General features: G+C 70.9%; 22 protein-coding genes. 16 read left to right on the forward strand and 6 right to left on the reverse strand.

Annotated elements, in window-relative coordinates:
- The first annotated feature begins 310 nt into the window (after positions 1-310).
- Entirely contained in the window at positions 311-1,396 is a 1,086-nt protein-coding gene (locus tag ACIBHY_RS07580) for a hypothetical protein (RefSeq protein WP_397306255.1), read from the forward strand.
- A gap of 60 nt (positions 1,397-1,456) precedes the next feature.
- Here the strand turns inward: ACIBHY_RS07580 and ACIBHY_RS07585 are convergent, their stop codons facing one another.
- Complete coding sequence (locus tag ACIBHY_RS07585) at positions 1,457-2,383, reverse strand: MBL fold metallo-hydrolase (RefSeq protein WP_379617549.1); 927 nt, start codon at positions 2,381-2,383, stop codon at positions 1,457-1,459.
- Positions 2,384-2,495: 112 nt separating this feature from the next.
- On the opposite strand from ACIBHY_RS07585, the gene ACIBHY_RS07590 reads away from it, so the two are divergent.
- Positions 2,496-2,834, forward strand: a complete 339-nt coding sequence (locus ACIBHY_RS07590; RefSeq protein ID WP_397306256.1) for a single-stranded DNA-binding protein — start codon at positions 2,496-2,498, stop codon at positions 2,832-2,834.
- Positions 2,835-2,849: 15 nt separating this feature from the next.
- On the opposite strand, the gene ACIBHY_RS07595 is transcribed toward ACIBHY_RS07590, so the two are convergent.
- Entirely contained in the window at positions 2,850-5,000 is a 2,151-nt protein-coding gene (locus ACIBHY_RS07595; protein ID WP_397306257.1) for a DUF1015 family protein, read from the reverse strand.
- Positions 5,001-5,110: 110 nt separating this feature from the next.
- On the opposite strand from ACIBHY_RS07595, the gene ACIBHY_RS07600 reads away from it, so the two are divergent.
- Both ACIBHY_RS07600 and ACIBHY_RS07605 read left to right on the forward strand, forming a co-directional pair.
- The gene (locus ACIBHY_RS07600; RefSeq protein ID WP_397250290.1) at positions 5,111-5,533 is read left to right on the forward strand and encodes a tetratricopeptide repeat protein; all 423 of its coding nucleotides are present in this window, start codon (positions 5,111-5,113) and stop codon (positions 5,531-5,533) included.
- A gap of 406 nt (positions 5,534-5,939) precedes the next feature.
- The gene (locus ACIBHY_RS07605; protein WP_397306573.1) at positions 5,940-6,905 is read left to right on the forward strand and encodes an HAD-IIA family hydrolase; all 966 of its coding nucleotides are present in this window, start codon (positions 5,940-5,942) and stop codon (positions 6,903-6,905) included.
- Between the two features lie 454 nt (positions 6,906-7,359).
- On the opposite strand, the gene ACIBHY_RS07610 is transcribed toward ACIBHY_RS07605, so the two are convergent.
- The gene (locus ACIBHY_RS07610) at positions 7,360-8,532 is read right to left on the reverse strand and encodes an ROK family protein (protein WP_397250288.1); all 1,173 of its coding nucleotides are present in this window, start codon (positions 8,530-8,532) and stop codon (positions 7,360-7,362) included.
- A gap of 144 nt (positions 8,533-8,676) precedes the next feature.
- Here ACIBHY_RS07610 and ACIBHY_RS07615 point away from each other — a divergent pair, with 144 nt between their 5' ends.
- From ACIBHY_RS07615 to ACIBHY_RS07640, 6 genes are read left to right on the forward strand one after another with little or no spacing between them, the layout of a single operon-like run.
- Positions 8,677-9,924 (forward strand): Gfo/Idh/MocA family protein, encoded by a 1,248-nt coding sequence (locus ACIBHY_RS07615; protein WP_397306258.1) that lies wholly within the window; start codon positions 8,677-8,679, stop codon positions 9,922-9,924.
- Positions 9,921-11,528, forward strand: coding sequence for a beta-N-acetylhexosaminidase (locus tag ACIBHY_RS07620; RefSeq protein WP_397306259.1), 1,608 nt, complete (start codon positions 9,921-9,923; stop codon positions 11,526-11,528). The genes ACIBHY_RS07615 and ACIBHY_RS07620 overlap by 4 nt, the downstream gene beginning before the upstream one ends.
- Before the next feature lie 26 nt (positions 11,529-11,554).
- Positions 11,555-12,799, forward strand: a complete 1,245-nt coding sequence (locus ACIBHY_RS07625; protein ID WP_397306260.1) for an ABC transporter substrate-binding protein — start codon at positions 11,555-11,557, stop codon at positions 12,797-12,799.
- Positions 12,796-13,671, forward strand: a complete 876-nt coding sequence (locus tag ACIBHY_RS07630) for a carbohydrate ABC transporter permease (protein ID WP_397250280.1) — start codon at positions 12,796-12,798, stop codon at positions 13,669-13,671. Before ACIBHY_RS07625 ends, ACIBHY_RS07630 begins: the two co-directional genes overlap by 4 nt.
- Positions 13,664-14,473, forward strand: a complete 810-nt coding sequence (locus ACIBHY_RS07635; protein ID WP_397250278.1) for a carbohydrate ABC transporter permease — start codon at positions 13,664-13,666, stop codon at positions 14,471-14,473. The genes ACIBHY_RS07630 and ACIBHY_RS07635 overlap by 8 nt, the downstream gene beginning before the upstream one ends.
- A 6-nt stretch (positions 14,474-14,479) precedes the next feature.
- Positions 14,480-16,171 carry a bifunctional metallophosphatase/5'-nucleotidase gene (locus ACIBHY_RS07640; RefSeq protein WP_397250276.1) on the forward strand — a complete coding sequence of 564 codons (1,692 nt, stop codon included), beginning with the start codon at positions 14,480-14,482 and terminating at the stop codon, positions 16,169-16,171.
- Here ACIBHY_RS07640 and ACIBHY_RS07645 read toward each other — a convergent pair.
- From ACIBHY_RS07645 to ACIBHY_RS07655, 3 genes are read right to left on the reverse strand one after another with little or no spacing between them, the layout of a single operon-like run.
- A complete protein-coding gene (locus ACIBHY_RS07645) occupies positions 16,168-16,941 on the reverse strand; it encodes an ABC transporter permease (protein WP_397250330.1) in 774 nt (257 codons plus the stop codon). The two genes, ACIBHY_RS07640 and ACIBHY_RS07645, sit on opposite strands and share 4 nt — an antisense overlap.
- On the reverse strand, positions 16,941-17,693 hold the full coding sequence (locus tag ACIBHY_RS07650; RefSeq protein WP_397306261.1) for an ABC transporter ATP-binding protein: 753 nt from the start codon (positions 17,691-17,693) through the stop codon (positions 16,941-16,943). The genes ACIBHY_RS07645 and ACIBHY_RS07650 overlap by 1 nt, the downstream gene beginning before the upstream one ends.
- A gap of 38 nt (positions 17,694-17,731) precedes the next feature.
- Entirely contained in the window at positions 17,732-18,079 is a 348-nt protein-coding gene (locus ACIBHY_RS07655; RefSeq protein WP_397250272.1) for an SCP2 sterol-binding domain-containing protein, read from the reverse strand.
- 114 nt (positions 18,080-18,193) lie between these two features.
- On the opposite strand from ACIBHY_RS07655, the gene ACIBHY_RS07660 reads away from it, so the two are divergent.
- The 6 genes from ACIBHY_RS07660 to ACIBHY_RS07685 all read left to right on the forward strand — a co-directional run bounded on the left by ACIBHY_RS07660 (position 18,194) and on the right by ACIBHY_RS07685 (position 24,118).
- Positions 18,194-18,352 (forward strand): hypothetical protein, encoded by a 159-nt coding sequence (locus ACIBHY_RS07660; protein WP_379617577.1) that lies wholly within the window; start codon positions 18,194-18,196, stop codon positions 18,350-18,352.
- The gene (locus ACIBHY_RS07665; protein WP_397250270.1) at positions 18,349-19,170 is read left to right on the forward strand and encodes a TlyA family RNA methyltransferase; all 822 of its coding nucleotides are present in this window, start codon (positions 18,349-18,351) and stop codon (positions 19,168-19,170) included. The genes ACIBHY_RS07660 and ACIBHY_RS07665 overlap by 4 nt, the downstream gene beginning before the upstream one ends.
- On the forward strand, positions 19,167-20,066 hold the full coding sequence (locus tag ACIBHY_RS07670; RefSeq protein WP_397250268.1) for an NAD kinase: 900 nt from the start codon (positions 19,167-19,169) through the stop codon (positions 20,064-20,066). Before ACIBHY_RS07665 ends, ACIBHY_RS07670 begins: the two co-directional genes overlap by 4 nt.
- A gap of 105 nt (positions 20,067-20,171) precedes the next feature.
- Complete coding sequence (recN, locus tag ACIBHY_RS07675) at positions 20,172-21,884, forward strand: DNA repair protein RecN (protein WP_397250266.1); 1,713 nt, start codon at positions 20,172-20,174, stop codon at positions 21,882-21,884.
- A 63-nt stretch (positions 21,885-21,947) separates the two neighbouring features.
- Positions 21,948-23,144, forward strand: a complete 1,197-nt coding sequence (gene steA, locus ACIBHY_RS07680) for a putative cytokinetic ring protein SteA (RefSeq protein ID WP_397250264.1) — start codon at positions 21,948-21,950, stop codon at positions 23,142-23,144.
- On the forward strand, positions 23,141-24,118 hold the full coding sequence (locus tag ACIBHY_RS07685; RefSeq protein WP_397250262.1) for a copper transporter: 978 nt from the start codon (positions 23,141-23,143) through the stop codon (positions 24,116-24,118). The genes steA and ACIBHY_RS07685 overlap by 4 nt, the downstream gene beginning before the upstream one ends.
- Position 24,119 lies beyond the last annotated feature (1 nt).

The raw sequence follows: 24,119 nt of genomic DNA on the forward strand, positions 1-24,119 counted from the left end.
GCGTCGCGAGGGTGGCTATGACCGTGGCCCCCGTCGTGAGGGTGGTTATGATCGCGGTCCTCGTCGTGAGGGCGGGTTCGATCGTGGGCCTCGGCGGGATGATCGTGGTCCGCAGCGTGAGGGGGGCTACCGGGATGACCGGGGGCCCCGCCGTACCGACGGATTCCGTGACGAGCGGGACTCACGCGGCGAGGAGCGGCATGACTCCGACCGTGGCCGGCCGTTCTCGCGCGAAGGCGACAGTGGGTCGCGGGCGCGCTTCGGCAAGCCCGAGCGGGAAGAGACGCGCGAGCGTGAGCCGCTGCCCGAGATGCCGGCGGACATCACCGCGGACGAGCTCGACCAGGAGGTACGCGACGAGCTGCGCGCCTTGCCCGGCGACCTCGCGGACCTGGTGGCCAGGCATCTCGTCGCCGCCGAGCGGGCGCTTGGTGAGGACGACCCGGATCAGGCCTATGAGCACACCAAGGTCGGGCGGCGGTTCGCTGCTCGGATCGGGGTGGTGCGGGAGGCCGCTGGGATCGTGGCCTACCGGGCCGGGCATTTCGCCGAGGCGCTCAGCGATCTGCGGGCGGCGCGGCGGCTGACCGGGTCGGACGCGTACCTGCCGGTCATGGCGGACTGCGAGCGCGGGCTCGGGCGGCCTGAGCGGGCGCTCGACCTGGTGCGTTCGCCGGAAGCGGAGCGGCTTGACCGCGCCGGGCGGATCGAACTGGCGATCGTGGAGTCCGGGGCCCGCCGGGACCTGGGGCAGCACGACGCCGCGGTCATCACGCTGCAGCGGCTTCCCGAACTGCGTGACCCGCAGACGCGTCCCTGGTCGGCGCGGCTGGCGTTCGCCTACGCGGACGCGCTGGCCGAGGCCGGGCATGGCGAGGCGGCGACGGACTGGTTCGCGCGGGCCATGTCCTTCGACGAGGACGGCGAGACGGATGCGGCCGAGCGCTACGCGGAGCTGACCGGAGCGGTCATCGAGGACCTTGAGGAGGACGACGAGGACCTCGACGCCGACGCCGAGACCGACGTCGAGGCCGAGGAGGTGTCCGACTCTGCGGCGTTCGCGGAGGCGGGTGACCTGCTGGGCGGCGACGAGCCCGTGGCCGTGGACGAGCCCGACGTCGAAGAGCCCGTGGTCGCGGAGGAGCCCGTCACGGACGAGGCGGAGGTCGACGAGCCCGTCGACGCTGCCGAGGAGGCGCCCGCGGCTGACGACGCCACGGACCTGGCCGAGGCCGAGACGGTGACGGAGCCGGTGGCAGAAGCGGAGCCTGAGGCCGACAAGCCGGACGATGAGGCCCCGGCGGCGGCCGGTATCACGCCCGCGTTCATCGAGCCGGACTTCGGTGACATCCTCGACGAGGCGCCTGAGCCCAAGGATGGCAAGACCGAGTCCTGACCTGCGGCGCCGCCCGCCGTACCCTGGAATCTTTCTGGGGTACGGCGGGCGGCGCCGTCTTCACGGCGAGACGCGGTCGAGCCAGTGGAGGATGCCGGCGACGTTGGAGGCCGCGCCGCTGAGCAGCTCGAACTGCTCGGCGGTCTCGTCGTCGGCCTTGAGCGCGAGGTAGCGCTCCTTGGTGCGTTCGTGGACCATGGCGACGGCGTGATCCAGGTCCATCCCCTCGGAACGGGCCTGGCGCGTCATGTCCACCCAGACGCGGAGTTCTTCCGCGGACCTCTCCAGAGTCTCCTGAACCGCCTCGACCGGTCCGTAGTGGCTGAACAGCAGCCGTTGCGGCCCCAGCGCCTCGAACAGCGCGATCGAGTTGAGTGCCGTTTCGAGGTCGAAGTCGGGTGGCGGGGTGGCGGGGCGGAGGTCGCCGGTCTCGGGGAGGTAGACCCCGGCCGCGTCGCCGACATAGAGGTCGCCGGTGCCCGAATCGACCAGCCCGACATGGTGTTTGGCGTGGCCGGGGGAGTAGTGGCTGCTGAGCGTGCGGCCGTTGCCCAGGTCGATGGCGCCGGTGTCGCCGAGGGCGACGATGCGTTCGGCCTCGGTGGGGGTCAGTTCCCCGAACAGCGTGTCCAGCCGATCGCCCCACACCATCCGGGCACTGGCCATCAACCTCGACGGATCGGCCAGATGCCGCGCTCCCTTCTCGTGCACCACGATCTGCGCGGAGGGGAAGTACTTCGCCATGTCCCCCACTCCGCCCGCGTGGTCGAGGTGGATATGGGTGACGACGACCGTCGCGAGGTCCTGTGGTCCCACGCCGAGTGAGGCCAGCGCGTCCCGAACGACCGGCGCGGAGGTCGAGGTGCCCGTTTCGACCAGGCATGGCCGGTCACCCAGGATCAGATAGCCTGCGGTGATCCCGGAGTATCCGGCCATCTTCGTGTCGATCTCGTACACGTCGCCGCCAAGGGCGGTGATGTTGTCCACAAGCACTCCCGAGTCGTTCACCACAATCCCCAGAACGGCGCTCTAGCCGATCCGGCCATGCCCTCATCGTAAAGAGTGATCTCGGCCAGTTCACCGACGAGGGAGGCCTGAGATGGACCACAACGACGTCCAGCTGACCGGCAAGCTGTCCGGCGCACCGGAGCACAGGGAGATGCCGAGCGGCGACACGCAGACGGCATGGCGCCTGGTCGTCCGCCGCCCGCAGCCCCGGCCGCGCGCGGTCGTCGACACGATCCGGTGTGTGACGTACGACCCCGGTATCGCCGCGTTCGTCGAGGGCCTGGCGCCCGGTGACCGCATGGAGATCAGCGGGGCCATCCGCTGCCGCATCTACGGTCCGTCGCATGCCAAGGTCTGGCGCTACGAAGTCGAGGTCGCCTCGGTCACCCGAGCGGTCGTCCCCGAGGCCGAGGCGGTGGCCGCATGCTGAGCCGCCCCGGCCGGATCACTCGGCGTCCAGCGTACGCAACACCAGTCCCGTGCGCGGCTTCGGCCCGAACGACGTGGACTTGCGCGGCACCCGCTCACCCTCGGCCGCCACCGCGAGCACGTCGTCGACGGCCAGCGCGTTGAGGATCACCGCCGTGCCACCGGTGGCGGCGGCCAGGTCCGCGGCGGCCCGCGCGTCGTGGTGCACGATCCGGACGTCGACCTCGTCGTCCCGCATGCCCCACACCCTGGGCATGACGAACTCCGTCAGGACGGAGGTGTTCAACGCGTTCCACCGCGCCGAGCGGTCAGCCGGCATCGCGCGGGCGAACTGCACCGGATCCGGGTCGGTCAGCAGATGGCCGCCGCCCTCTCCGGCCAGCAGGAACGCCGGTTCGCGTGCCTCCCGCAGCGCCGCCAGCCCTGAGGGCAGGTCAGCGAAGTCCTGGACTCGCCAGGCTCCCTTGGCGCGGGCGGCCGCCTCTTCGAGAGGCAGTCCGGGGATGACGCGGTGGATCGCCTTGAGGTCCGGCGGGTAGGCGTCGGAGTCGACGAGCAGGGCCAGCCCGAAGTCCCACGGGCCGGGGGCCTGATCCTGCGTGCCGGACAGGTGGTCGTCCTGGGCCGAGTTGGTCGCCGGTTCGGGCCTGTTCGTGGTGTCGGCCTGGCCGGTCGCCGGTGCGGGTCTGATCGCGGCGTCGGCTGGGCTCGGGGCCGGGGCGGGGATGGCCGCTGGGTGCGGGGCTGTTGGTTCGGGGGTTGTGGGGGTGGTCGTACGGCGGGCGTGTTCGTGGCGTTGGAGTTCGCGGTAGGTGGCGTAGCGGTGATGGCCGTCGGCGATGAGCGCCTGGCGGTGGCGGAGGTCGGCGTTCACGGCGTCGATCTCGGCCTGGTCGGTGATGGCCCAGAGGCTGTGCCGTACGCCGTCGGTGGTTTGGGCGGTCACCAGGGGCCGGCGGGTGGTGGCGACCTCGTCGACCAGGCGGCTCGCCCTGCCCTGCCGGGCTGCCGAGCCTGACGTTCCGCTGCCTCGGTATCCGGCGGCCGGGGTGTCCTTGGGGCCTGAGTGCGTGCTTGGGGCTGTGGTGGGGTCGTTGCCGTTGTAGAGGAGGAGGATGGGTTCGAGGTTGGCCTGGGTGGTGCTCATCAGGGCCAGGCGGTCGGCTACGGGGCCGGGCATGACGTTCTCGTGGGGGAGGATGATGCGCTGCTCCGGTGCGGCCAGGCCGACATCGCCGATCAGGCCGCGTTGCAGCAAGCCGGGGGCTTGTTGCTCGTAGACGTACAGGGCCGGGCGGTCGTCACGGACCAGCACGCCGTCCGCCAGCCAGGCGCGCAGGGCGTCTCGGGCCGCGCCGTATCGGCGGGCGGAAGGTGACGCTTGCGTAGCGGCCCGCGGGTGGGCCGAGGTCGGCTCAGCTGCCTGTGTGACCTGCCTCAGGGCGTGGTTGGGCTCGGTGGCCTCGCTGGCGCTCTGGACTGTGCCCGATGCCTGGTCCGCGTCTTGGGCGTTGTGCGGCGCCTCGGAGTGTGGGCGGTGGATGGGAGCTTGTCCAACGTCGTCGAGGCGTGCGGAGACCGTGGATCCATGGACGGTGGAGGCGGGCAGGGAGGTTTGGGCCGTGCTGGGCGGGCCCGTGGTGTCCGCGCTGTGCTGGTCTGCCGCGTCCGTGCTGTGCTGATGTGCGGTATCCGTGCCCGGGGCCGTGCTGTGCCGGCCTTCGGCGTTCTTGGGTTGGCTGCCCGTCGGGCGTGCGTCATGTGGGTGTGCGGTGTTCGTGGGCTGCTGGTCTGTGAGCCGAGGGCTTTCGGGGTTCGTGTTGTGTGGGGCTGCGGGGGGTCGCTGGGGTGGGGATTGGGGGGTGGAGGTGAGGGTCGGGGGGTGGGGTGTGCTGTGAGGGGGGTTGGCCGGGTCGGTGGAGGACTCGCCGGATTTGAGGGGGGTGGTGGGCGGGGAGGCCGGGTGGGCTGGGGCGCGGGGAAGGATGAGGCGGACGACATTGTTGGGATGAGAGTCCAGGAGAGCTTGGACGTCGTCGTCCGAGATCAGGTCATAGGGCGGGGAGGTGACCGCCCCAGGGTCGTCCACGGCGAAGCGGACACCGCGGAAGGGGCGCAGCATTAGCCCATCTGGCACCGGTAGTTCAGGAGTCCCCATACCGGGCATGCTCCCATAGAGGTCCGAGTCTTCCCCGGGTTGCCCCCATATCCCGGCGATGCCCGTTCTCTCCGGGAATCGCGCGGAACTGCCGTCGTTCGATGAAGGAGCCCTCACGCATGATCCAAGGCAGAAACGTCCCTGATGATTCCCCCGGAGTGCCTTCGGGTGAGGTTTATGACTGGTACCAGCGTGGGGTGAAGCTTCTTCAGGAGGGCAGTCCGGCCGCTGCCGCGTCGCTTCTGGAACGTGCGGTGGCCGCTGAGCCGGACTCGCGCAGCATTCGGGAGGCGTTGGCTCGGGCGCAGTTCAACTCGCGGCAGTATGTGCAGGCTGCGGATACCTTTCGGTGGATTGTGGATGCCAATCCGGCGGAGGATTACGCCTATTTCGGGCTTGGGCTGGCGTTGTGGCGTACTGGGGATATGGAAGCGGCTCAGGAGCCGTTGGCTATCGCTGTGGCCATGCGGCCGGATGAGCGTAACTATGTGACGGCTTTGAGGAATGTGCGGGCGACGTTGCGGGCTCGGCGGGCTATGTGAGGGGTTCGGTGTCGTTCCGGTTCTCTGGGCGGCTTGGCTGGCAGGGCTGGGCGTTGCGTAGGTGCTTGATGCGTGTGCGGGCGTGTTCTGGGCAGCTGTCGATCTTCTGATGGTTCGGAGCTCTGCCGAGGGGGCGCTTGGGTTCTGTGCGTAGGGGCTTTTGGAGTCTGCGCCGCTGGGCTTCGTGTGTGCGGGATCCGTCGCCGACGGCTGCCGCTTTGTCCTTGGCATGGGCGCTGGGACTTCGGGCCTCGGGTTTCGGCTCTTGGGCGTTGCCTCTTGGGCTTGTTCTTGGGTTTCGCCCTCGGCGTCGTTGAGGTTCTCCTGTGTGCGGCTGGGCAGCTGGTTGTGAAGGCGCGGGGGTTAGAGTCGCTGGCGGTGTTGGTCGCGAGTTAGGGGATGTGTGGTGCTGGTTGACAGGTACGACACCTTGCTGCTTGACCTTGATGGGGTTGTCTATCTGGGGGCTCATGCCGTGCCTGGGGCGGCTGAGTCGTTGGTGGCGGCCAAAGGGCGGGGGGCTCGGCTGGCTTATGTGACGAACAATGCTTCGCGTACTCCCGCTGCCATCGCGGGGCATCTCCGGGAGCTGGGGGTGCCTGCGGAGCGGGAGGACGTGGTCACTTCGGCGCAGGCGGCGGCCCGGGTGATCGCTGAGCGGTTCGAGCCTGGGGCGCCGGTGCTGGTGGTGGGTGGGACGGGGTTGCGGCTGGCCGTACGGGATCAGGGGCTTCGGGTGGTGACGACCGCCATGGACCAGCCTGTGGCGGTGGTGCAGGGGATGGCGGCCGGGTTGTCGTACGGGCTGCTGGCTGAGGGGGCTCTGGCGGTTCGGCAGGGGGCGCTGTTCGTGGCGTCCAATGGGGACAGCACGCTGCCTTCCGGGCGGGGGGAATTGCCGGGTAACGGGGCTATGGTGCGGGTGATCGCCGCGGCTACCGGGGTGGAGCCTGTTTATGCGGGTAAGCCGGCGCCGCCGTTGCATCGGGAGTCGATGTTGCGGACGGGCGCTGAGCGGCCGCTCGTGGTGGGGGATCGGCTGGACACCGACATCGAGGGGGCCCGCAATGCGGGCGTGGACAGTCTGCTGGTGCTGACGGGGGTGGCGGGTCCGCTTGACGTGCTGACGGCCGCGCCTGAGCAGCGGCCCACCTACATCGCGGAGGATCTGCGGGCTTTGGGCGAGGACTATCCCGAGGTACGGCGGGGCTGGCGGGCCACGTGGGCCGACGGGAGCCTCCGCCTGGAAGGCGACGGGACCTGGATCGACGGGCTCCGGACGGCCTGCGAGGCGGCTTGGGCGGCGGCCGGGGCGGGGCGGGTGGACGAGGACAGCGTCAAACCGGTGCTGGAACGCCTCCAGGCCGGCTGACCTGGGGTAGCGGCGCCGATCCCGCCGCCGGGCTCGGGGGCGCTCCTGGGGGAACGGGCCGAAGGGGTGGGACGTCCGCAGGCGAGGCGGGGCGCAGAGTGGCGGGATCGGGTGCCGGGCGGTCCGGCGCCAGGGGTGGCTGGGGCAAGTGGCCGAGGGCGGTCCGGCGCCGGGGGTGGCTGGGGCAAGTGGCCGAGGGTGGGGCTGCTGGGTTCGGGGTGAGGCGGGCGTGGGCCGAGGGGCCGTTGGGTGAGGCGGGCGCTGGCCGACCTGGGCTGCTGGGTGAGGCGGGGGTGGGCCGAGGGGCTGGGTGAGGCGGGCGTGGGCTGAGGCGCTAGGTGTACTTGGAGGTGGCCTTGGGGTTGCCGCCGGGGGCCGGGTTGCGCGGGGAGCCGGGGTGCGGGTCGCTCGGGAGCGGTTCGCCCGGGGGCGTGGGGTCCTGGTGGGTGATGGGTTAGGCGGGGGCTGGGCGTTGGGGGGCGGTGGGGTGAGTGAGGGCGCCCTCGGGGGAGAAGAACAGGTGGTCGATGTGGTCCAGGGCCAGGCAGGCCGCCCCCAGAACCACGCATTCCTCGCCCAACGTCGAAGGCCGGATCTCCGGTACGCGCAGGCAGTGCGGGGCCAGGGCGTGGCGTAGCGGGGCGAGCAGGACGTCGGCTGAGCGGGAGAAGCCGCCGCCCAGGACCACGACCTCGGGGTCCAGGGTGAGGACCATGGCCGCGGTGCCCAGGGCCAGGTCCCGGGCGTAGGCCTCGACGGCCGCGCGGGCGGTGGGGTCGCCGGAGCGGGCGGCGCCGAAGACGAGGGCGGCGGCGTCCTCCGCGGGTGCGCCGGCGGCGACGGGGCAGGATTCCAGGTGGTCGGTCATGGTACGCCAGCCGGTGATCTCCATCAGCCCCACCTCGCCGGTGGCGCCGCTGAAGCCGTGGTAGGGGCGCCCGTTGAGGATCAGGGCGGCGCCGGGGCGGCGGCCGGCGTGGAGGTAGACGAGGTCGCGTACGCCCGCGGCGACGCCGAGGCGTTGTTCGGCGAGGGCGGCGAGCTTGCTGTCGTTCTCGATGGTGATGGGGCAGGGCAGGCGGGCGCCGAGGTGGCCGATGAGGTCGGTGCCGGCCCAGTCGGGCAGCGCTTGGACGCGGGTGATGACGCCTTCGCGGTCGACGACGCCCACGGTGCCGGCGGCCACGCCCCACATCTGGCCGGGAGTGAGGCCGGCGGCGATCAGGGCGGCGTCCATGGCTCTGTTCATGGCGTCGAGGCGCTGCTCGCGCGGGGTGCCGGGGCTGACGGAGGTGCGGCCGCTGGCGATGGCCCTGCCGTTGAGGTCGGTGATGGTGGCCAGGACCTTGTGCACGCCGATGTCGATGCCGAGGACGTGCCCTGCGTCGGAGCGGAAGCGGTAGCGGCGGGCGGGCCGGCCCATGCCGCCGGGTGAGGGTTCGACCTCGGCGATCCAGCCGCGTTCCTGCAGGTCGGTGACGACATCGACGATGGAGCCGCGTGAGAGCCCGGTGTGGGCGGCGAGTTCGGTGAGGGTGAGCGGGCGTCGCGCGTCGCGCAGGGCGCGGATGCTGCTGAGCGAGTTCAGCTGCCGCAACCGCTGCAGGTCCCCACCGCTGACGTGCACGTCTGTGCCCCTCCTTTTTTGATGGAAACCTCATTATGTACGGCAGGCGACGTCTTCGCCACATCGGAACCGGGGGCTTGACCACGGCCGGTCATCCATGAATATTTATGGACTCCCACATAAGTCGCGGAGTGAAACACATCGATGACCGTAACCATCGCGATCGCCGGCGCCGGAGCGCGCGGGCAGATCTACGCCAGGGCGGCGGCCGCCTCCGGCCGGGCCAGGGTCGTGGCCGTGGCCGATCCCGACCCGGGGCGCCGCGCGGCCGTGGCCCGTGAGCACGGGCTGCCCGAGGAGGCCTGCTTCCCCGGCTGGGAGGAGCTGGCGGCGGTGCCGAAGCTGGCCGACGCCGTGGTCATCGCCACTCAGGACCATCAGCACGCCGGCCCGGCCGTCGCCTTCGCCGCGCTCGGCTACGACATGCTGCTGGAAAAGCCCCTGGCTCCGACCGAGGAGGAGGCCCGCCGGATCGTCGAGGCGGTCGAGCGGGCCGGGGTCGTGTTCGCCGTGGGCCACGTGCTGCGCTACACGGCGTACACGAGAGAGCTGAAGCGTGTCCTGGCCTCCGGCGTGCTCGGCGAGATCGCCAGCGTGCAGCACCTGGAGCCGGTGGGGTGGTGGCATCAGGCGCACTCGTTCGTGCGCGGGGCGTGGCGCAACGTGGCCGGATCCGGCCCGATGCTGCTCACCAAGTCGTGCCATGACCTCGACTGGCTGCTGCACGTCGTCGAGGACGAGCCCGCCCGGGTCGCCTCCTTCGGCTCGCTGGTCCACTTCCGTCCCGAGAACCGGCCGGCCGGCGCCGCCGACCGTTGTGTGTCGTGCCCGCTGGAGATCGAATCGGCCTGCCCGTACTCGGCGAAGCGGTTCTACCTGGAGATGATCGGGGACCCGCACAAGGAGTTCTGGCCGCTGGGCGCGGTGACGGCCGACGCCAGTGTGGCCGGGGTCACGCGGGCGCTGGAGACGGGACCGTACGGGCGCTGCGTCTACGCGGCCGACAACGACGTGGTCGACCAGCAGGTCGTGATCGTGGAGTTCGCCCGCGGCGCGACGGTCGCCTTCACCATGACCGCCTTCACCCCGCTCGAACACCGCAAGACCAGGATCTTCGGCTCGCACGGCTACGCCGAGGGCGACGGCGCCTCGATCAGGGTCGTCGACTTCCGCACCGGCCGGGAGCACACCGTCGAGGCCACGGGCGGCGGCGCCTCGTTGTCCGACGGGCACGGCGGCGGGGACGGCGGCCTGGTGGAGGCGTTCGTGGACGCCGTGGCCACCCGGGACCAGAGTGGGCTCGGCGGCGACGCCACCGACGCGCTCGCCGGGCACCTGCTGGTGTGGGCGGCGGAACGGGCCCGCGAAACCGGCACGGTGGTGACCCTGTGACGCTCGTTCCCGCACCCGTCGCCGCCGTCCCCGGGCAGGGCGCCTTCAGCCTGGGCCCGGCCACCACGCTCACCGCCGACCCCGCCCTGGCCCGCGCCGCCGCCTGGCTGCGCGAGGCGCTCGGCCCCGCCACCGGATTACCCCTGCCGGAGGGCCCCGGCGGCATCGAGATCCGCCACGTGCCCGGCATGGCGGAGGAGGAGTACCGCCTCACCGCCACCCCCGCCCGCGTCCTCATCGAGGCCACCACCGCATCCGGCGCCTTCTACGGCGCCCAGACCCTGCGCCAGCTCCTCGGCCCGGCCGCCTTCCGCGCCGGCCGTACCGCGCAGGGGCCGTGGCAGGTGCCCGCCGTCACGATCGAGGACCGTCCCCGGTACGGCTGGCGCGGCTGCCTGATCGACGTGGCCAGGCACTTCCTGCCCAAGCACGACCTGCTGCGCTACATCGACCTGCTGGCCGCCCACAAGCTGAACGTCCTGCACCTGCACCTGACCGACGACCAGGGCTGGCGGCTGCAGATCAGGAAGTACCCGAAGCTCACCGAGATCGGCGCCTGGCGCCACGAGTCCCCGCTCGGCGCGAAGAAGCACGGCAGATGGGACGGCCGCCCGCACGGCGGCTACTACACCCAGGACGACATCCGGGAGATCGTCGCCTACGCGGCCGACCGCTTCGTCACCGTCGTGCCGGAGATCGACCTGCCCGGCCACACGCAGGCCGCCATCGCCGCCTACCCCGAACTCGGCAACCTGGACACGACCCTGCCGGTGCGCACCGAGTGGGGCGTCGGCGAGAACGTGCTCAACGTCGCCGACGCCACCATCGCCTTCTTCAAGGACGTCCTGGACGAGGTGCTGGAGCTCTTCCCCGGACCGTACGTGTGCGTGGGCGGCGACGAGGTGCCCAAGGGCCAGTGGAACGAGAGCGTCCCCGCCAAGGAGCGCATCCGCGAACTTGACCTGCGCGACGCCGAGGAACTGCAGAGCTGGTTCGTGCGCCACTTCACCGACTACCTCATCGCCCGCGGCCGCAAGCCCGTCGGCTGGGACGAGCTGCTGGCGGGCGGGCTGCCGCCCGGCCTGACGGTCGCCGCCTGGCGCGGGCAGGCGTGCGCGGCGATGGCCGCGCGGGCGGGCCACGACGTGGTGGTCTCGCCCTTCGCCGAGACCTACCTGGACTTCCGGCAGGCCGAGGGCGAGCAGGAGCCGGTCGCGATCGGCAGCGTGACCGGGCTGCGCGCCGTGCACGGGTTCGACCCGGTGCCGGCCGGGCTCTCGGCGGCCGAACGCGAGCGGGTGCTGGGCGCGCAGGCGGCGCTGTGGACCGAGCACATCGACTCGCCCCGGCTGCTGGACTACATGGCCTTCCCCCGCCTGGCCGCGTTCGCGGAGGCGGTATGGAACGACGGGCGCGACTTCGAGGACTTCCTCGGCCGCCTCGCCGTACACGAAAGGCGGCTGGACGCGCTGGGCGTGGAGTATCGCCCGGCCGGCGGGCCGCATCCCTGGCAACGGCGCCCCGACGCGCCGGGCCACCCACGAACCCGGGCGGAGATCGACGCAGAGCTCGCCGCCTGGACGGCCAACCTTCGCTGGCCGTAGCCACACCCCCTGTTTGGAGAACGACCATGCGTAAGCGCCTGCCCATCGCCGGGCTGCTCGGACTGGCCCTGTTAGCTTCCGGCTGCGGCTCCAGCGAGCCCGAGAAGCCCGGAAAAATCGAGATCAGCTATGCGCTGTGGGAGAAGAACGACGCCCCCGCCGCCCAGAAGATCATCGACGCCTTCCAGAAGGCCAACCCCGGCGTCACGGTCAAGCTGGAGATCACCCCCTGGGACCAGTACTGGACCAAGCTCCAGACCGCCGCGGCCGGCGGATCGGCGCCCGACGTGTTCTGGATGAGCAGCCTCAACGTCCGCATGTACGCCAAGGGCGGCGTCATCGCCCCGGCCGACGAGAGTAAGACGGCCGGCTTCACCCCGGCCACCGTCGCCGGGTACCGCTACGACGGCAAGCTGTGGGCGCTGCCGTTCAGTGTGAGCCTGCCCGCGCTCTGGTACGACAAGAAGATCTTCGACGCCGCCGGCATGAAGTACCCGACCGCGGACTGGACCTGGGACGACGTCAAGGCCGCCGCCAAGAAGCTGACCGACCCGGCCAAGAAGCAGTGGGGCATCATGACCCCGATGTGGGACCAGGGCGGGTTCTACAACACGATGATCCAGGCCGGCGGGCGCGTGCTGTCGGCCGACGGCAAGAAGTCCGGCTTCGACGAGGCCGGCTCCATCCAGGGCCTGGAGTTCTGGACCGACCTGATGATCAAGGACAAGGTCGCGCCGCAGGCCCAGGTCTACAACGACACCGAGCCGCTGCAGCTGTTCCAGACGGGCAAGATCGGCATGCAGTACGGCGGGTCCTGGTTCGCCGCCACCTACGCCGCCAACCCCGAGGTGAAGTCCCGCGTCGACCTGGTCCCGCTGCCCAAGGGCCCGGCGCAGGAAGGCATGATCGTGGCCTCGCTGGCCAACGCGGTCTCGGCCAAGACCGAGCACCCGAAGGAGGCCACCGCCTTCGCCGCCTTCTTCGCCTCGGAGGAGGGCCAGAAGATCTTCAGCGACGCGGGCGGCGCCTCGATCTCGGCCCGCGAGGGCACCCAGGACGGCTTCTACAAGGCCTATCCCGACTTCGACCTGAAGGGGCTGTTCGAGGGCTCGATGCCGCACGGGGTGGAGTACCCCGTGACGCTCGACACCGCGAAGTGGCAGGACGTGCAGAACAAGCTGCTGGTCGACGCCTGGACGGGCAAGCGGCCGACGGCCGAGGTGGCCAAGGAGATCGCGGTCAAGATGAACGAGATCCTGGCCAAGGAATGAAAGGCAGGGAACGGCTCTGGGGTTATGCGCTGATCGCCCCGATGGCCCTGGGCCTGGCCGTGTTCTACGTCTGGCCGATCGCGCAGACGCTCTACCTCAGCTTCACCGAGTCCGGCGTGTTCGGCGGGCAGACCTGGGTCGGCCTGGACAACTTCACCGCGCTGGCCGCCGACGAGGAGATGACGGGGGCGCTGGGCAACACGCTGCTGTACGCGGTGCTGGTGCTGGCGGGCGTGCCCCTGTCGATCGTGGTCGCGGCTCTGCTCAACGTACGCGGGCTGCGCGGGCTGGGCTTCTACCGGACGATCTACTTTCTGCCGGTGGTCACCATGCCCGCGGCCGTGGGCCTGACCTGGCGCTACCTGTACAACGGCGACTTCGGGCCGATCAACCAGCTCCTGGCGGTGGTCGGGATCGACGGCCCGTACTGGGTGGCCGACCCCGACGTGGCGATCTACGCCCTCGCCCTCGTCGGCATCTGGAGCTCCATCGGGTACAACGCGGTGCTGTTCCTGGCCGGGCTCCAGGGCATTCCCCGCCACTACTACGAGGCGGCCGAGATCGACGGGGCCGGGCGGCTGCGCCAGTTCTTCCGCATCACGCTGCCACTGCTCACCCCGACCACCTTCTTCGTCCTCGTCATCACGCTGATCAACGCGCTGCAGGTCTTCGACCTCGTCTACCTCATCTTCGACCTCAAGAGCCCGGCGCTGCCCGGCGCCCGCACGATCGTCTACTTCTTCTTCGAGCAGGGCTTCGTGCAGAACCAGCGCGGCTACGCCGCCGCCATCGCCGTCGTGCTGCTCGGCCTGATCCTCGTGCTCACCGCGATCCAGTTCAGGCTGCAGAAGAGATGGGTGCACTATGCGTAGGACCTGGCCCGCGCACGTGACGCTGATCGCCGGGGCGCTCGTCATGCTGGCGCCCTTCGTGTGGCAGCTCATCGTCTCCCTGCAGACGCTCAGCGACTCGCTGCGGGTGCCGCCGGTGCTCGCGCCGTCGTGGCGGTGGGAGAACTTCGCCGACGTGTTCAAGACGGTGCCGCTCGGGCGGCAGTTCCTCAACACCGTCGTGGTCACCGCCGCGGTCACGGCCGGGCAGCTGCTGTTGTGCTCGCTGGCCGCCTTCGCCTTCGCGCGGCTGCGCTTCCCGGGGCGGGGCGCCATCTTCATGGTGTTCCTGGCCGTGCTGATGGTGCCGCAGGAACTGTTCCTGCTGCCCCGCTACGAGATCATGCAGGGTCTCGGCTGGCTCAACACGCTGCAGGCGCTCATCGCGCCCGGCGTGTTCGGCGCCTTCGGGACGTTCCTGCTGCGGCAGTTCTTCCTCACGCTGCCCACCGAACTCGACGAGGCCGCCCGCCTGGACGGCGCCAGCCCGCTGCAGATCTACTGGCACGTCATGCTCCCGCTGGTCAGGCCGGGGCTGCTGGCGCTCGGCCTGCTCAGCGTCATGTGGTCGTGGAGCAGTCTGCTGTGGCCCCTCGTCGTCAACACCGACCCCGAGCAGATGACGCTGGCCGCCGGGCTGGCCTCGCTGCGCGGCCAGTTCCAGACCAACTTCCCGATCCTGTTCGCCGGATCGATCGTCGCCTCGCTGCCGGTCATCGTGCTTTTCGTGATCATGCAGCGGCAGCTCATCGCCGGAATCGCATTCACCGGAACGAAGGGTTAGATCCCCATGCGTTTACCCCTGCTGATAGGCGCGGCCGCCCTCGTGGCGCTCACCGCACAGCCCGCCTCCGCCGCCGGGCGCCAGCCCGTCGACGTGCAACTGCTGTCCATCACCGACTTCCACGGCTACATCACCCCGCAGAGCAACGCCGCCGACGGCACGATCAAGGACGGCGCCGGCAACACGCTGGTGGTGGGCGGCGCGCCGTACGTCTCGACCCACCTGAAGAATCTGCGGAACGGCAAGCGCAACTCCGTCACCTTCACCACGGGCGACGACTTCAGCGGCTGGCCGGTGGAGGTCTCCCACCACGCCGACGAGCCGACCGTCGAGTTCCTGAACCGGATCGGCGTGCAGTTCACCGCGGCGGGCAACCACGAGTTCGACCGGTCGCTGGAGTTCACCCGCGACCACATGGGCAAGGGCAGGTGCTTCGGCGAGGTCGGCCTGGACAGCTGCTTCACCGACTCCTCCGGCAGGCGCTTCCCCGGCGCCCGCTTCGAGATCTCCTCGGCCAACATGACCCGTAAAGGCAGCACCCGGCCGGTGCTGGAGCCGTTCGTGATCAAGCGCTTCCAGGGCGTGCCGGTGGGCTTCATCAACCTCACCACGCCCACGACGGTCGCCGGCTCGACCTCCTACCAGCCCACGCTGGACAACCTGCCGCTGGTGGAGACGGCCAACAAGTACGCCGCGATCCTCAAGCGGATGGGCGTGGAGGCCATCGTCGCCAACGTGCACGAAGGCGGCGCCGCCGGCCAGGACTTCAACGGCTGCGGGGCGACCAAGAGCGGCCCGATCTGGGACTTCGCCCGCGACGCCTCACCCGACATCGACGCGATCGTCACCGGCCACTGGCACTGGTTCTTCAACTGCTCGCTGCCCGACCCGGCGGGCAACCTCCGCCCGGTCGTGGAGGCGGCCAACCACGGCCGGCTCATCAACGAGATCAACCTGAAGATCGACCGCCGCACCCGCGACGTGATCAGGCCGGCCACCACCGCGCGCAACCACCCCGTCACCCGCGACGTGCCGGCCGACCCCGAGATGGTCGCGATGGTCGACTACTGGAACGCCAAGGCCAAGGAGACCGGCGCCCGCCAGATCGGCACGCTGACCGGTGACGTGACCAGGGTGCGCGACGCCGACGGCGAGAGCACGCTGGGCAACCTCGCGGCCGACGCGGAGAAGGCGGCCTCCGACGGCGCCGACCTGGCGATGGTGGCGGTGGCGCCGGTGAAGGGCTCCAACTCGCTGCGCGGCGACCTCAAGGCCGGTGCGGTCACCTTCGCCCAGGCATGGGCGGCGTGGGGTTATGCCAACCCGGTGCTGACCGTGTCGGTGAACGGCGGCCAGATCGACCAGGCGCTAGAGCAGCAGTGGCAGACGCAGCCCAACGGGACGGTCCGCTTCGCCCCGCTGGCCGTATCAGGAAATGTCCGCTTCTCGTATGACGCGAGCAAGCCGGTCGGCGAGCGCGTCCAGAACGTCCTCATCGACGGCAAGCCGCTCGACGCCGCCCGCACCTACCGGCTGGCCGCCCTGGCCTACACGCTGATCGGCGCCGACGGCTACAGCGCCTTCACCGGATACACCGACGCCGTGCGCGGGCCCCGCGACTACGAGGCCCTGCGCTCCTACCTCGGCGGCGGCCCGGTGAGCCCGCCCGCCCTGGACCGCGCCCAGCCGCTCCTCTAGGCGACGCGTTCGCTGGTCTGGCGTCCGAACTGCCACGCTCCCACCACGAGCAGCAGCGCGGACGCCGGCACCAGCGCCCCCATCGCCACCGGCAGCCCGGCGCTCCAGCCGTCCAGCATCAGCAGCCGCATGGCCTCGATCGCGTACGTGAGCGGGTTGGCCGTGGCCACGACCTGCATCCAGGCGGGCATCGCGGTCAGCGGCACGAAGGCGTTGGACATGAACAGCAGCGGCAGCGAGGCGAACCCGGTGACCGCGAAGAACGTGCCGTGCGAGGGAACCGCGCAGGCCAGCGCCATCGCCGCCGCCGTCATCGCCAGCGTCAGCAGCGCGGCGGTCAGCAGGATCGCCGGCACGCCGGGCAGTCCGGTGGCCGGCCGTACCCCGAGAAGGAGTGCGACGAGCAGGATGACCAGCACCTGCGCCGAGTTCATGCCCATCTGGAAGACGAAGCGCGAGACGATCAGCGAGCTGCGCCTGATCGGCATGCTCATCAGCTTGTCGAGGTAGCCGGTCTCCTTGTCGAACAGCAACGGCATCGCCGCGCTCACCCCGTTGCCGACGACGGTGAAGGCGATGATGCCGGGCACCGCGAAGGCGAGGTAGTCGGTGGTGCCCACGACCTCGGCGTTCATGGCGCCGCCCAGCGAGCCGGCGAAGAACACCAGCCACACCGCCGGCTGGAGCACGCTGAACAGCAGGTTCAGCCGCTCGCGCAGGGTCATCAGCAGCCAGCGCCGCGACAGCGCCAGCACCTCCTGGGCCCACATCACGCGGCCTCTTCGCGCAGCGCGTGGCCGGTGTGGCGCAGGAAGACCTCGTCCAGGCTGCCGGCGCCGATCTCCGCCTTGAGCTCGGCGGGGGTGCCCGAGACCACCTCGCGGCCGTGGTCGATGATGGTCAGCCGGTCGCACAGGCGATCGGCCTCGTCCATGTAGTTGGTGGCCAGCAGGACGGTCATGCCCTCCTGGCAGAGCTGCCTGATGTGGTCCCAGACGTGGTGGCGCGACTGCACGTCCAGGCCCAGCGTCGGCTCGTCGAGGATGAGCAGTTCGGGCCGGTGCAGCAGGCCGCAGGCCAGCTCCAGCCGCTTCTGCATGCCGCCCGAGTAGGCCTGCACCAGGCGGTCGGCATGGGCGCTCAGGCCCACGAGCTCCAGGACCTCCGCGGCCCTGGCCTTCACCCGCTTCCTGGGCACGTGGTAGAGGGCCGCCTCGATCTCGGTCTTCTCCCGGCCGGTGAGCATGTAGTAGCCCATCGGGGAGACCTGCTGCATCACGTAGCCGATGCGCAGGCGTACCTGGCCGGCCGCGCATACCACGTCGAAGCCGCACACCCGCGCCGTGCCCGAGCTCGGCGGGAGCAGAGTGGCCAGCATCCGGATGGTCGTGGTCTTGCCGGCGCCGTTGGGACCCAGCAGGCCGACGACCTCGCCGGCGCCGGCCGTGAGGGTCAGCTGGTCAACCGCGGTGCTCTGCCCGAAGCGGCGGCTGAGCCGCTCCGCGTCGATGATCATTCCCATGGACGCACCCCAAGTACTTAACGGATGCGTTAAGCATATCAGAGCAACTTCCGCAGCCGCAGGAGGTCGCCGAAGCTGGCGTCCACCTTGACCCGGCCGCCCAGCAGCGCCCTGGCCAGGTCGAGCTCGCCGTCGACCAGCGCGATCAGATCGTCGCTCGTGATGGTCAGCTTCACGTCGGACTCCTTGCCGTCGGCCGGAGGCACCTCGGTGAACGGATCCAGGCCGTCGTGGCTGAGCCGGCCGTAGAAGAAGACGTCGAGGTCGGAGACGCGGCAGCTGACCGTCCGCTCGACGACGTGCTTGGCGCGGTCCTCGTCGCTGATCTCGTCGAAATTGGCGACGAGCTTGGCCAGAGCGGCCCGGCAGTCCTCGACGCTTGCCATGGATGCGCTTCCTTTCTCCCCACTGACACGGACCGTAGCGTTCCATACGACTGCATAACGTGTGACACGCCTGCCGAGGTGCCGGGTGTCGGTGCCAGGCGTTACGGTCGTGTCATGACTGAGATCCCGGAGGGGACGGGCGACGAGCGGGTCGACGCCGTTCTCGCAGGTCTGGAGCGTCTGTCCGGGCTGCCCGTGGGCGAGCACGCCGCCGTCTACGACGACGCGTTCGCCGGGCTGGAGGAGACCCTCGCCGCGATGGACGAGCAGTGAGCCGACGCGTCCGGCTCGACAGCGAGCTCGTACGGCGCGGCCTGGCCCGCTCCCGCGAACAGGCGGCCCAGCTCATCGAGGCCGGCCGGGTCAGCGTGGGCGGACAGGTCGCCGGCAAGGCGGCCACCCAGGTCGGCACCGCCGCCGCCATCGTCGTGGCCGACTCGCCCGACGGCCCCGACTACGTCTCGCGCGGCGCCCACAAACTGCTCGGCGCGCTGGAGGCCTTCAAGGCCCTGAGCGTCGAGGGCCGCCGCTGCCTCGACGCCGGCGCCTCCACCGGCGGCTTCACCGACGTGCTGCTGCGCCACGGCGCCGCCCACGTCCTGGCCGTGGACGTCGGCTACGGACAGCTGGCCTGGTCGCTGCGGACCGACGAGCGGGTCACCGTCATGGAACGCGTCAACGTGCGCGACCTGACGCAGGAGATGGTCGGCGAGGCCCCCACCCTGATCGTCGGTGACCTGTCGTTCATCTCGCTGCGGCTGGTGCTGCCCGCGCTCGCCGCCGTGGCCGCGCCGGCCGCCGACTTCGTCATGCTGGTCAAGCCGCAGTTCGAGGTGGGCAAGGAGCGCGTCGGCGCCGGCGGCGTGGTGCGCGAGCCCGCGCTGCGCGCGCAGGCGGTCCGCGACGCCGCCGCCAAGGCACAGGACATAGGTTTGGCGGTGCGCGGCGTCACGGCCAGCCCGCTGCCGGGACCGTCGGGAAATGTCGAATACCTGCTCTGGCTGGGCAAGGGGGAGGGCGAGCCGCCGGTCGCCGGGCTCCTCGACCTCGACGCCGAGATCCAGCGCGCCGTAGAAGAAGGGCCCCAATGAACCGGACCGTTCTGGTCACCGTGCACACCGGGCGCGGCGCCGCCGTCGAGAGCGCCCGCCTTGTCGTCAACCGCCTGGTCGACGCCGGGATCACCGTGCGCGTGCTGGAGCAGGAGGCCGTGGATATCGGTTGCGTCGGCGCCGAGGTGGTGCCGTGCGACCCCGGCGCGGCCAAGGACGCGGAGGTGATGATCGTCCTGGGCGGCGACGGCTCGCTGCTGCGTTCGGCCGAACTGGCCCGCTCGGCCGGCACCCCGCTGTTCGGCGTCAACCTCGGCCACGTGGGCTTCCTGGCCGAGGCCGAGGTCGACGACCTGGCCGCCGCCGTCGACAGCGTCGTCGCCGGGAACTACGACGTCGAGGAGCGCATGACCATCGACGTGCTCGCCCGGCTCAACGGCCAGGTGATCGCCGACACATGGGCGCTCAACGAGGCCACCGTCGAAAAGCGCGAGCGCATGCTGGAGGTCGTGGCCGAGGTCGACGGCCGCCCGCTGTCGCGCTGGGGCTGCGACGGCGTCATCTGCGCCACCCCGACCGGCTCCACCGCCTACGCCTTCTCCGCCGGCGGCCCGGTGGTCTGGCCGGAGGTGGAGGCGCTGCTCATGGTGCCGATCAGCGCCCACGCGCTGTTCGCCAAGCCCCTGGTCGTCTCGCCGCGCGCGACCCTCGCCGTGGAGATCCTGCCCGGCACGCCGGGCGGCGTGCTCTGGTGCGACGGCCGCCGCCGCTTCGACCTGCCGACCGGCACCCGGGTCGAGGTCCGCCGCGGCGAGCACCCGGTGCGCGTGGCCCGCCTGCACGGCATCGAGAGCACCGGCGCGCCGTTCACCGACAGGCTGGTCGCCAAGTTCGAACTTCCCGTGCAGGGGTGGCGCGGAAGGGTGCGTCCCTGAGTCAATGGGCTCAGGAGCGCGTAGGATCGCTTGCGCACGTGTGTTCGGACAGTGGGCTCCGAAGCCGGGTGCGACCGTAAACGCAGGCAGCGACAGGAGTGGCCGGTGCGACCCAGGGTCGAAGAGGTCCGCATCCAGGGGCTGGGTGTCATCGACGAGGCCGTTCTCGAGCTCTCGCCGGGATTCAACGTGGTCACAGGCGAGACCGGAGCGGGCAAGACCATGGTCGTCACCGGGCTCGGCCTGCTGTTCGGCGGCCGTGCCGACCCCTCGCGCATCCGCCCCGGCTCCGACAAGGCGACCGTCGAGGGCACGCTGGTCATCGAGGCCGGCGGCCGCGTCGGCCAGCAGGTCGAGGACATCGGCGGCGAGGTCGATGACGGCGAGCTGATCATCTCGCGCACCGTCTCCGCCGAGGGCCGCTCGCGCGCCTGGCTGGGCGGGCGCACCGTCCCCGTCGGCACGCTCACCTACCTGGCCGACGACCTGGTGGCCGTCCACGGGCAGATGGACCAGCAGCGCCTCCTGCAGCCGGCCAGGCAGCGCGCCGCGCTCGACCGGTACGCCGGGGACGATCTGGTCAAGCCGCTGCGGGCGTACTCGCAGGCGTACAAGCGGCACAAGCAGGTGGCCGCGCTGCTGGAGGAGCTGACGACCCGGGCGCGCGAGCGCGCCCAGGAGGCCCACCTGCTGCGCTTCGGCCTGGAGGAGATCGAGAAGGTCGACCCCAAGCCCGGCGAGGACGTCGAGCTGCGCGCGGAGGAGGAGCGGCTCTCCCACGCCGACGCGCTGCGCTCCGCGGCCACCGGCGCCCACACGGCGCTGCTCGGCGACCCGATGGAGTCCGCCGACGGCACTCACGACGTGATCTCGCTGCTGGGCGAGGCCCGCTCGGCGGTCGAGGGCGTGCGCGACTTCGACCCGCAGCTCGCCCAGGTGGCCGACCGGCTGGCCGAGGCGGGCTACCTCATCTCCGACGTGGCCACCGACCTGGCCGCCTACGCCGAGTCGATCGAGGCCGACCCGGCCAGGCTGGCGATCGTGCAGGAGCGCCGCTCGCTGCTGACCGGCCTGATCCGCAAGTACGCCGAGGACAGCGCCGGCGTGCTGGCCTGGGCGCAGCAGTCCTCGGCGCGCCTGACCGAGCTCGAAGGCGACGACGAGCGCATCGACGAGCTCACCCGCGAGCTCGACGAGCTGACCGAGCGGCTCACCGAGCTGGCCGCCGAGCTGACCAAGGTGCGCGAGGCCGCCGCCGAGCGCTTCGGCGAGGCCGTCACCGAGGAGCTCACCGCGCTGGCCATGCCGCACGCCCGCGTGGTCGTGCAGCTCGCCCAGAGCGCCGAGTTCGGCCCCGAGGGCGTCGACGAGGTCGAGCTGCGCATGGCGGCGCACCCGGCCGCGCCGCCGCTGCCCCTGAACAAGGGCGCCTCGGGCGGCGAGCTCAGCCGCGTCATGCTCGCCATCGAGGTCGTCTTCGCCGGCGCCGACCCCGTGCCCACCTTCGTCTTCGACGAGGTCGACGCGGGCGTGGGCGGCAAGGCCGCGGTCGAGATCGGCCGCCGCCTGGCCAGGCTCGCCCGCACCGCCCAGGTCATCGTCGTCACCCACCTGCCGCAGGTGGCCGCCTTCGCCGACCAGCACCTCGTCGTGGAGAAGGCCAGCGACGGCAGCGTGGTGCGCAGCGGCGTCGTCACGCTCAACCACGAGGGCCGGGTACGCGAGCTTTCGCGCATGCTGGCGGGCCTGGAGGATTCCGAGCTGGGCAGGGCCCATGCGGAAGAACTGCTCGGGCTCGCCGCCGCCGACTCTGCGTGACATATCAGACACGCCGTGCAGTGCGTGGCCCCCGGGCTCTCCGGCTCTGGCAGGATGGTCTTGATGAAGGTACCGGGGAACAAGTTGCCGGGCCTCCGCGGCAGGAAGGTCGGTGACCTTCCCGGCCTCACGGCAGTGGCGAGAATCGACCGGCGGACGAAGAGGCTAACCAAGCGCCTCCGGCCGGGGGAAATTGCGATTATCGACCATGTTGACGTGGACCGGGTCAGCGCGGAGGCGCTCGTCGCGTGCGGCGCCGCCGCCGTGGTCAACGTCGCGGCGGGGATCAGCGGGCGCTACCCCAACCTGGGTCCGCAGATCCTGGTCGAGGCGGGCATCCCGTTCGTCGACAACGCCACGCCCGAGCTGTTCGAGCGGGTGGCCGACGGCGAACCTGTCCGCGTCTGCGACGGGATCGTCTACCTCGGCGAGGAGATGGTCGGCAAGGGCGACGTCGCGACCGAGGAGACCGTCGAGGCCGCCATGGCCGAGGCTCGCGCCGGACTTTCCGTGCAGATTGAGGCTTTCGCCGTCAACACGATGGAGTACGTTCGTGGTGAGGGCAGGCTTCTCATCGACGGAGTCGGCGTGCCGGAGATCCGCACCCCCATCGAGGGCAGGCACGTTCTCATCGTCGTGCGCGGATACCACTACAAAGAGGACATCGCCACGCTCCGGCCGTATATCCGCGAATACCGCCCCGTCCTCGTCGGCGTCGACGGCGGCGCGGACGCGCTCCTGGAGGCCGGATACCTGCCCGACGTGATCGTCGGCGACTTCGACTCCGTCTCCACCAAGGCGCTCACCTGCGGCGCCGAGCTCATCGTGCACGCCTACCGCGACGGCCGCGCGCCCGGCCTGGAGCGCGTGCACCAGCTCGGCCGCGAGGCCGTCATCTTCCCCGCCACCGGCACCAGCGAGGACATCGCCATGCTCCTGGCCGACGACAAGGGCGCCGAGCTCATCGTCGCCGTCGGCACCCACTGGACGCTGGAGGAGTTCCTCGACAAGGGGCGCTCCGGCATGGCCAGCACCTTCCTCACCCGGCTGCGCATCGGCAGCAAGCTCATCGACGCCAAGGGCGTGAGCAGGCTCTACCGCAGCCGCATCTCCACGCAGCAACTGCTGCTGCTGGTGGGCACCGCGCTCGTCACGATGGGGGTCGCTCTGTTCAGCTCGCCCATCGGCCAGACCTGGCTCAACGGCCAGCAAGACCTTTGGAACGCCTTCATCTTCTGGCTGGTCGGACTTTTCTCGTGATCGATTTCCGCTATCACCTCGTCTCCATCGTCGCCATCTTTCTCGCGCTGGCGGTCGGCATCGTCATGGGCACCACGCTGCTGCAGAATCCGGCCATCCAGATGGCCAAGGAGACCACGGACGGGCTGATCAAGAACAACAGCGAGCTGCGCGCCGAGAAGGACGACCTGGCCAGGCGCCAGGCCGGCAACGACTCCTTCGTCAAGGACATGACCCCGGTGCTGGCCCTGGTCGCGGGCGGGCTCAGCGGCCAGCGCGTGCTGCTGGTCGACACGCCCGGCTCCACCGGCGCCCTGCGCGAGGCGCAGCAGCAGGTGCTCGACCAGGCCGGCGCGACCGTCGGCCAGCGGGTGACGATCAGCGACAAGTTCCTGGCCCTCGACAGCGAAGGCGTCCTCGACGGCCTGGCCACCCAGCTCAAGCCCGCCGGCCTCACCTACACCGCGGGCGCGAGCGTCTACGACAAGGTCGCCCAGCTCCTGGCCGCGACGCTGACGACCGCCGACCCCACCCAGGCGGGCACCGCCGACGCCGAGACCGCGGCCGTGCTGGCCGCGTTCGAGAAGGGCGGCTTCATCAGCGTCGAAGGCGACGTCGACAAGCGCGCCACGCTCGCGGTGATGTTCGCGCCTGACAAGCCCTTCGAGGGCGAGCGCGCCGAGACGCAGGCGGCCGCGCTCGTCTCCCTCGCCGCCGGCCTCGACGCCGGGAGCAGGGGCGCGCTCATCGCCGGCAGCACGACCGCGGTGGCCCCCGGCGGCGTCATCACCGAACTGCGCGACTCCGGCGACATCAGCCAGCGGGTCTCCAGCATCGACACCCTCGACATGCCCGCCGGCCGTGTCGTCAGCGTCTACGCCCTGCGCGAGCAGATCGCCGGGCGGGCCGGCCAGTACGGCATCGGCACCGGCGTGACCGACTTCCAGCCGCCGCTGCCCAGTCCCACCCCCGTCCCCACCTCGTCAGGGAGCTGAA

Source organism: Nonomuraea sp. NPDC050547 (assembly GCF_044457345.1).
GTDB lineage: Bacteria > Actinomycetota > Actinomycetes > Streptosporangiales > Streptosporangiaceae > Nonomuraea.

Bases quoted from the DNA above. Each gene is read 5' to 3' on its own strand.
- ACIBHY_RS07580 (WP_397306255.1), top strand. From the start codon at position 311: ATGCCGGCGGACATCACCGCGGACGAGCTCGACCAGGAGGTACGCGAC.
- ACIBHY_RS07590 (WP_397306256.1), top strand. From the start codon at position 2,496: ATGGACCACAACGACGTCCAGCTGACCGGCAAGCTGTCCGGCGCACCG.
- ACIBHY_RS07595 (WP_397306257.1), bottom strand. From the start codon at position 5,000: ATGCCCGGTATGGGGACTCCTGAACTACCGGTGCCAGATGGGCTAATG.
- ACIBHY_RS07600 (WP_397250290.1), top strand. From the start codon at position 5,111: ATGATCCAAGGCAGAAACGTCCCTGATGATTCCCCCGGAGTGCCTTCG.
- ACIBHY_RS07615 (WP_397306258.1), top strand. From the start codon at position 8,677: ATGACCGTAACCATCGCGATCGCCGGCGCCGGAGCGCGCGGGCAGATC.
- ACIBHY_RS07625 (WP_397306260.1), top strand. From the start codon at position 11,555: ATGCGTAAGCGCCTGCCCATCGCCGGGCTGCTCGGACTGGCCCTGTTA.
- ACIBHY_RS07630 (WP_397250280.1), top strand. From the start codon at position 12,796: ATGAAAGGCAGGGAACGGCTCTGGGGTTATGCGCTGATCGCCCCGATG.
- ACIBHY_RS07635 (WP_397250278.1), top strand. From the start codon at position 13,664: ATGCGTAGGACCTGGCCCGCGCACGTGACGCTGATCGCCGGGGCGCTC.
- ACIBHY_RS07640 (WP_397250276.1), top strand. From the start codon at position 14,480: ATGCGTTTACCCCTGCTGATAGGCGCGGCCGCCCTCGTGGCGCTCACC.
- ACIBHY_RS07645 (WP_397250330.1), bottom strand. From the start codon at position 16,941: ATGTGGGCCCAGGAGGTGCTGGCGCTGTCGCGGCGCTGGCTGCTGATG.
- ACIBHY_RS07650 (WP_397306261.1), bottom strand. From the start codon at position 17,693: ATGGGAATGATCATCGACGCGGAGCGGCTCAGCCGCCGCTTCGGGCAG.
- ACIBHY_RS07655 (WP_397250272.1), bottom strand. From the start codon at position 18,079: ATGGCAAGCGTCGAGGACTGCCGGGCCGCTCTGGCCAAGCTCGTCGCC.
- ACIBHY_RS07660 (WP_379617577.1), top strand. From the start codon at position 18,194: ATGACTGAGATCCCGGAGGGGACGGGCGACGAGCGGGTCGACGCCGTT.
- ACIBHY_RS07670 (WP_397250268.1), top strand. From the start codon at position 19,167: ATGAACCGGACCGTTCTGGTCACCGTGCACACCGGGCGCGGCGCCGCC.
- steA (WP_397250264.1), top strand. From the start codon at position 21,948: ATGAAGGTACCGGGGAACAAGTTGCCGGGCCTCCGCGGCAGGAAGGTC.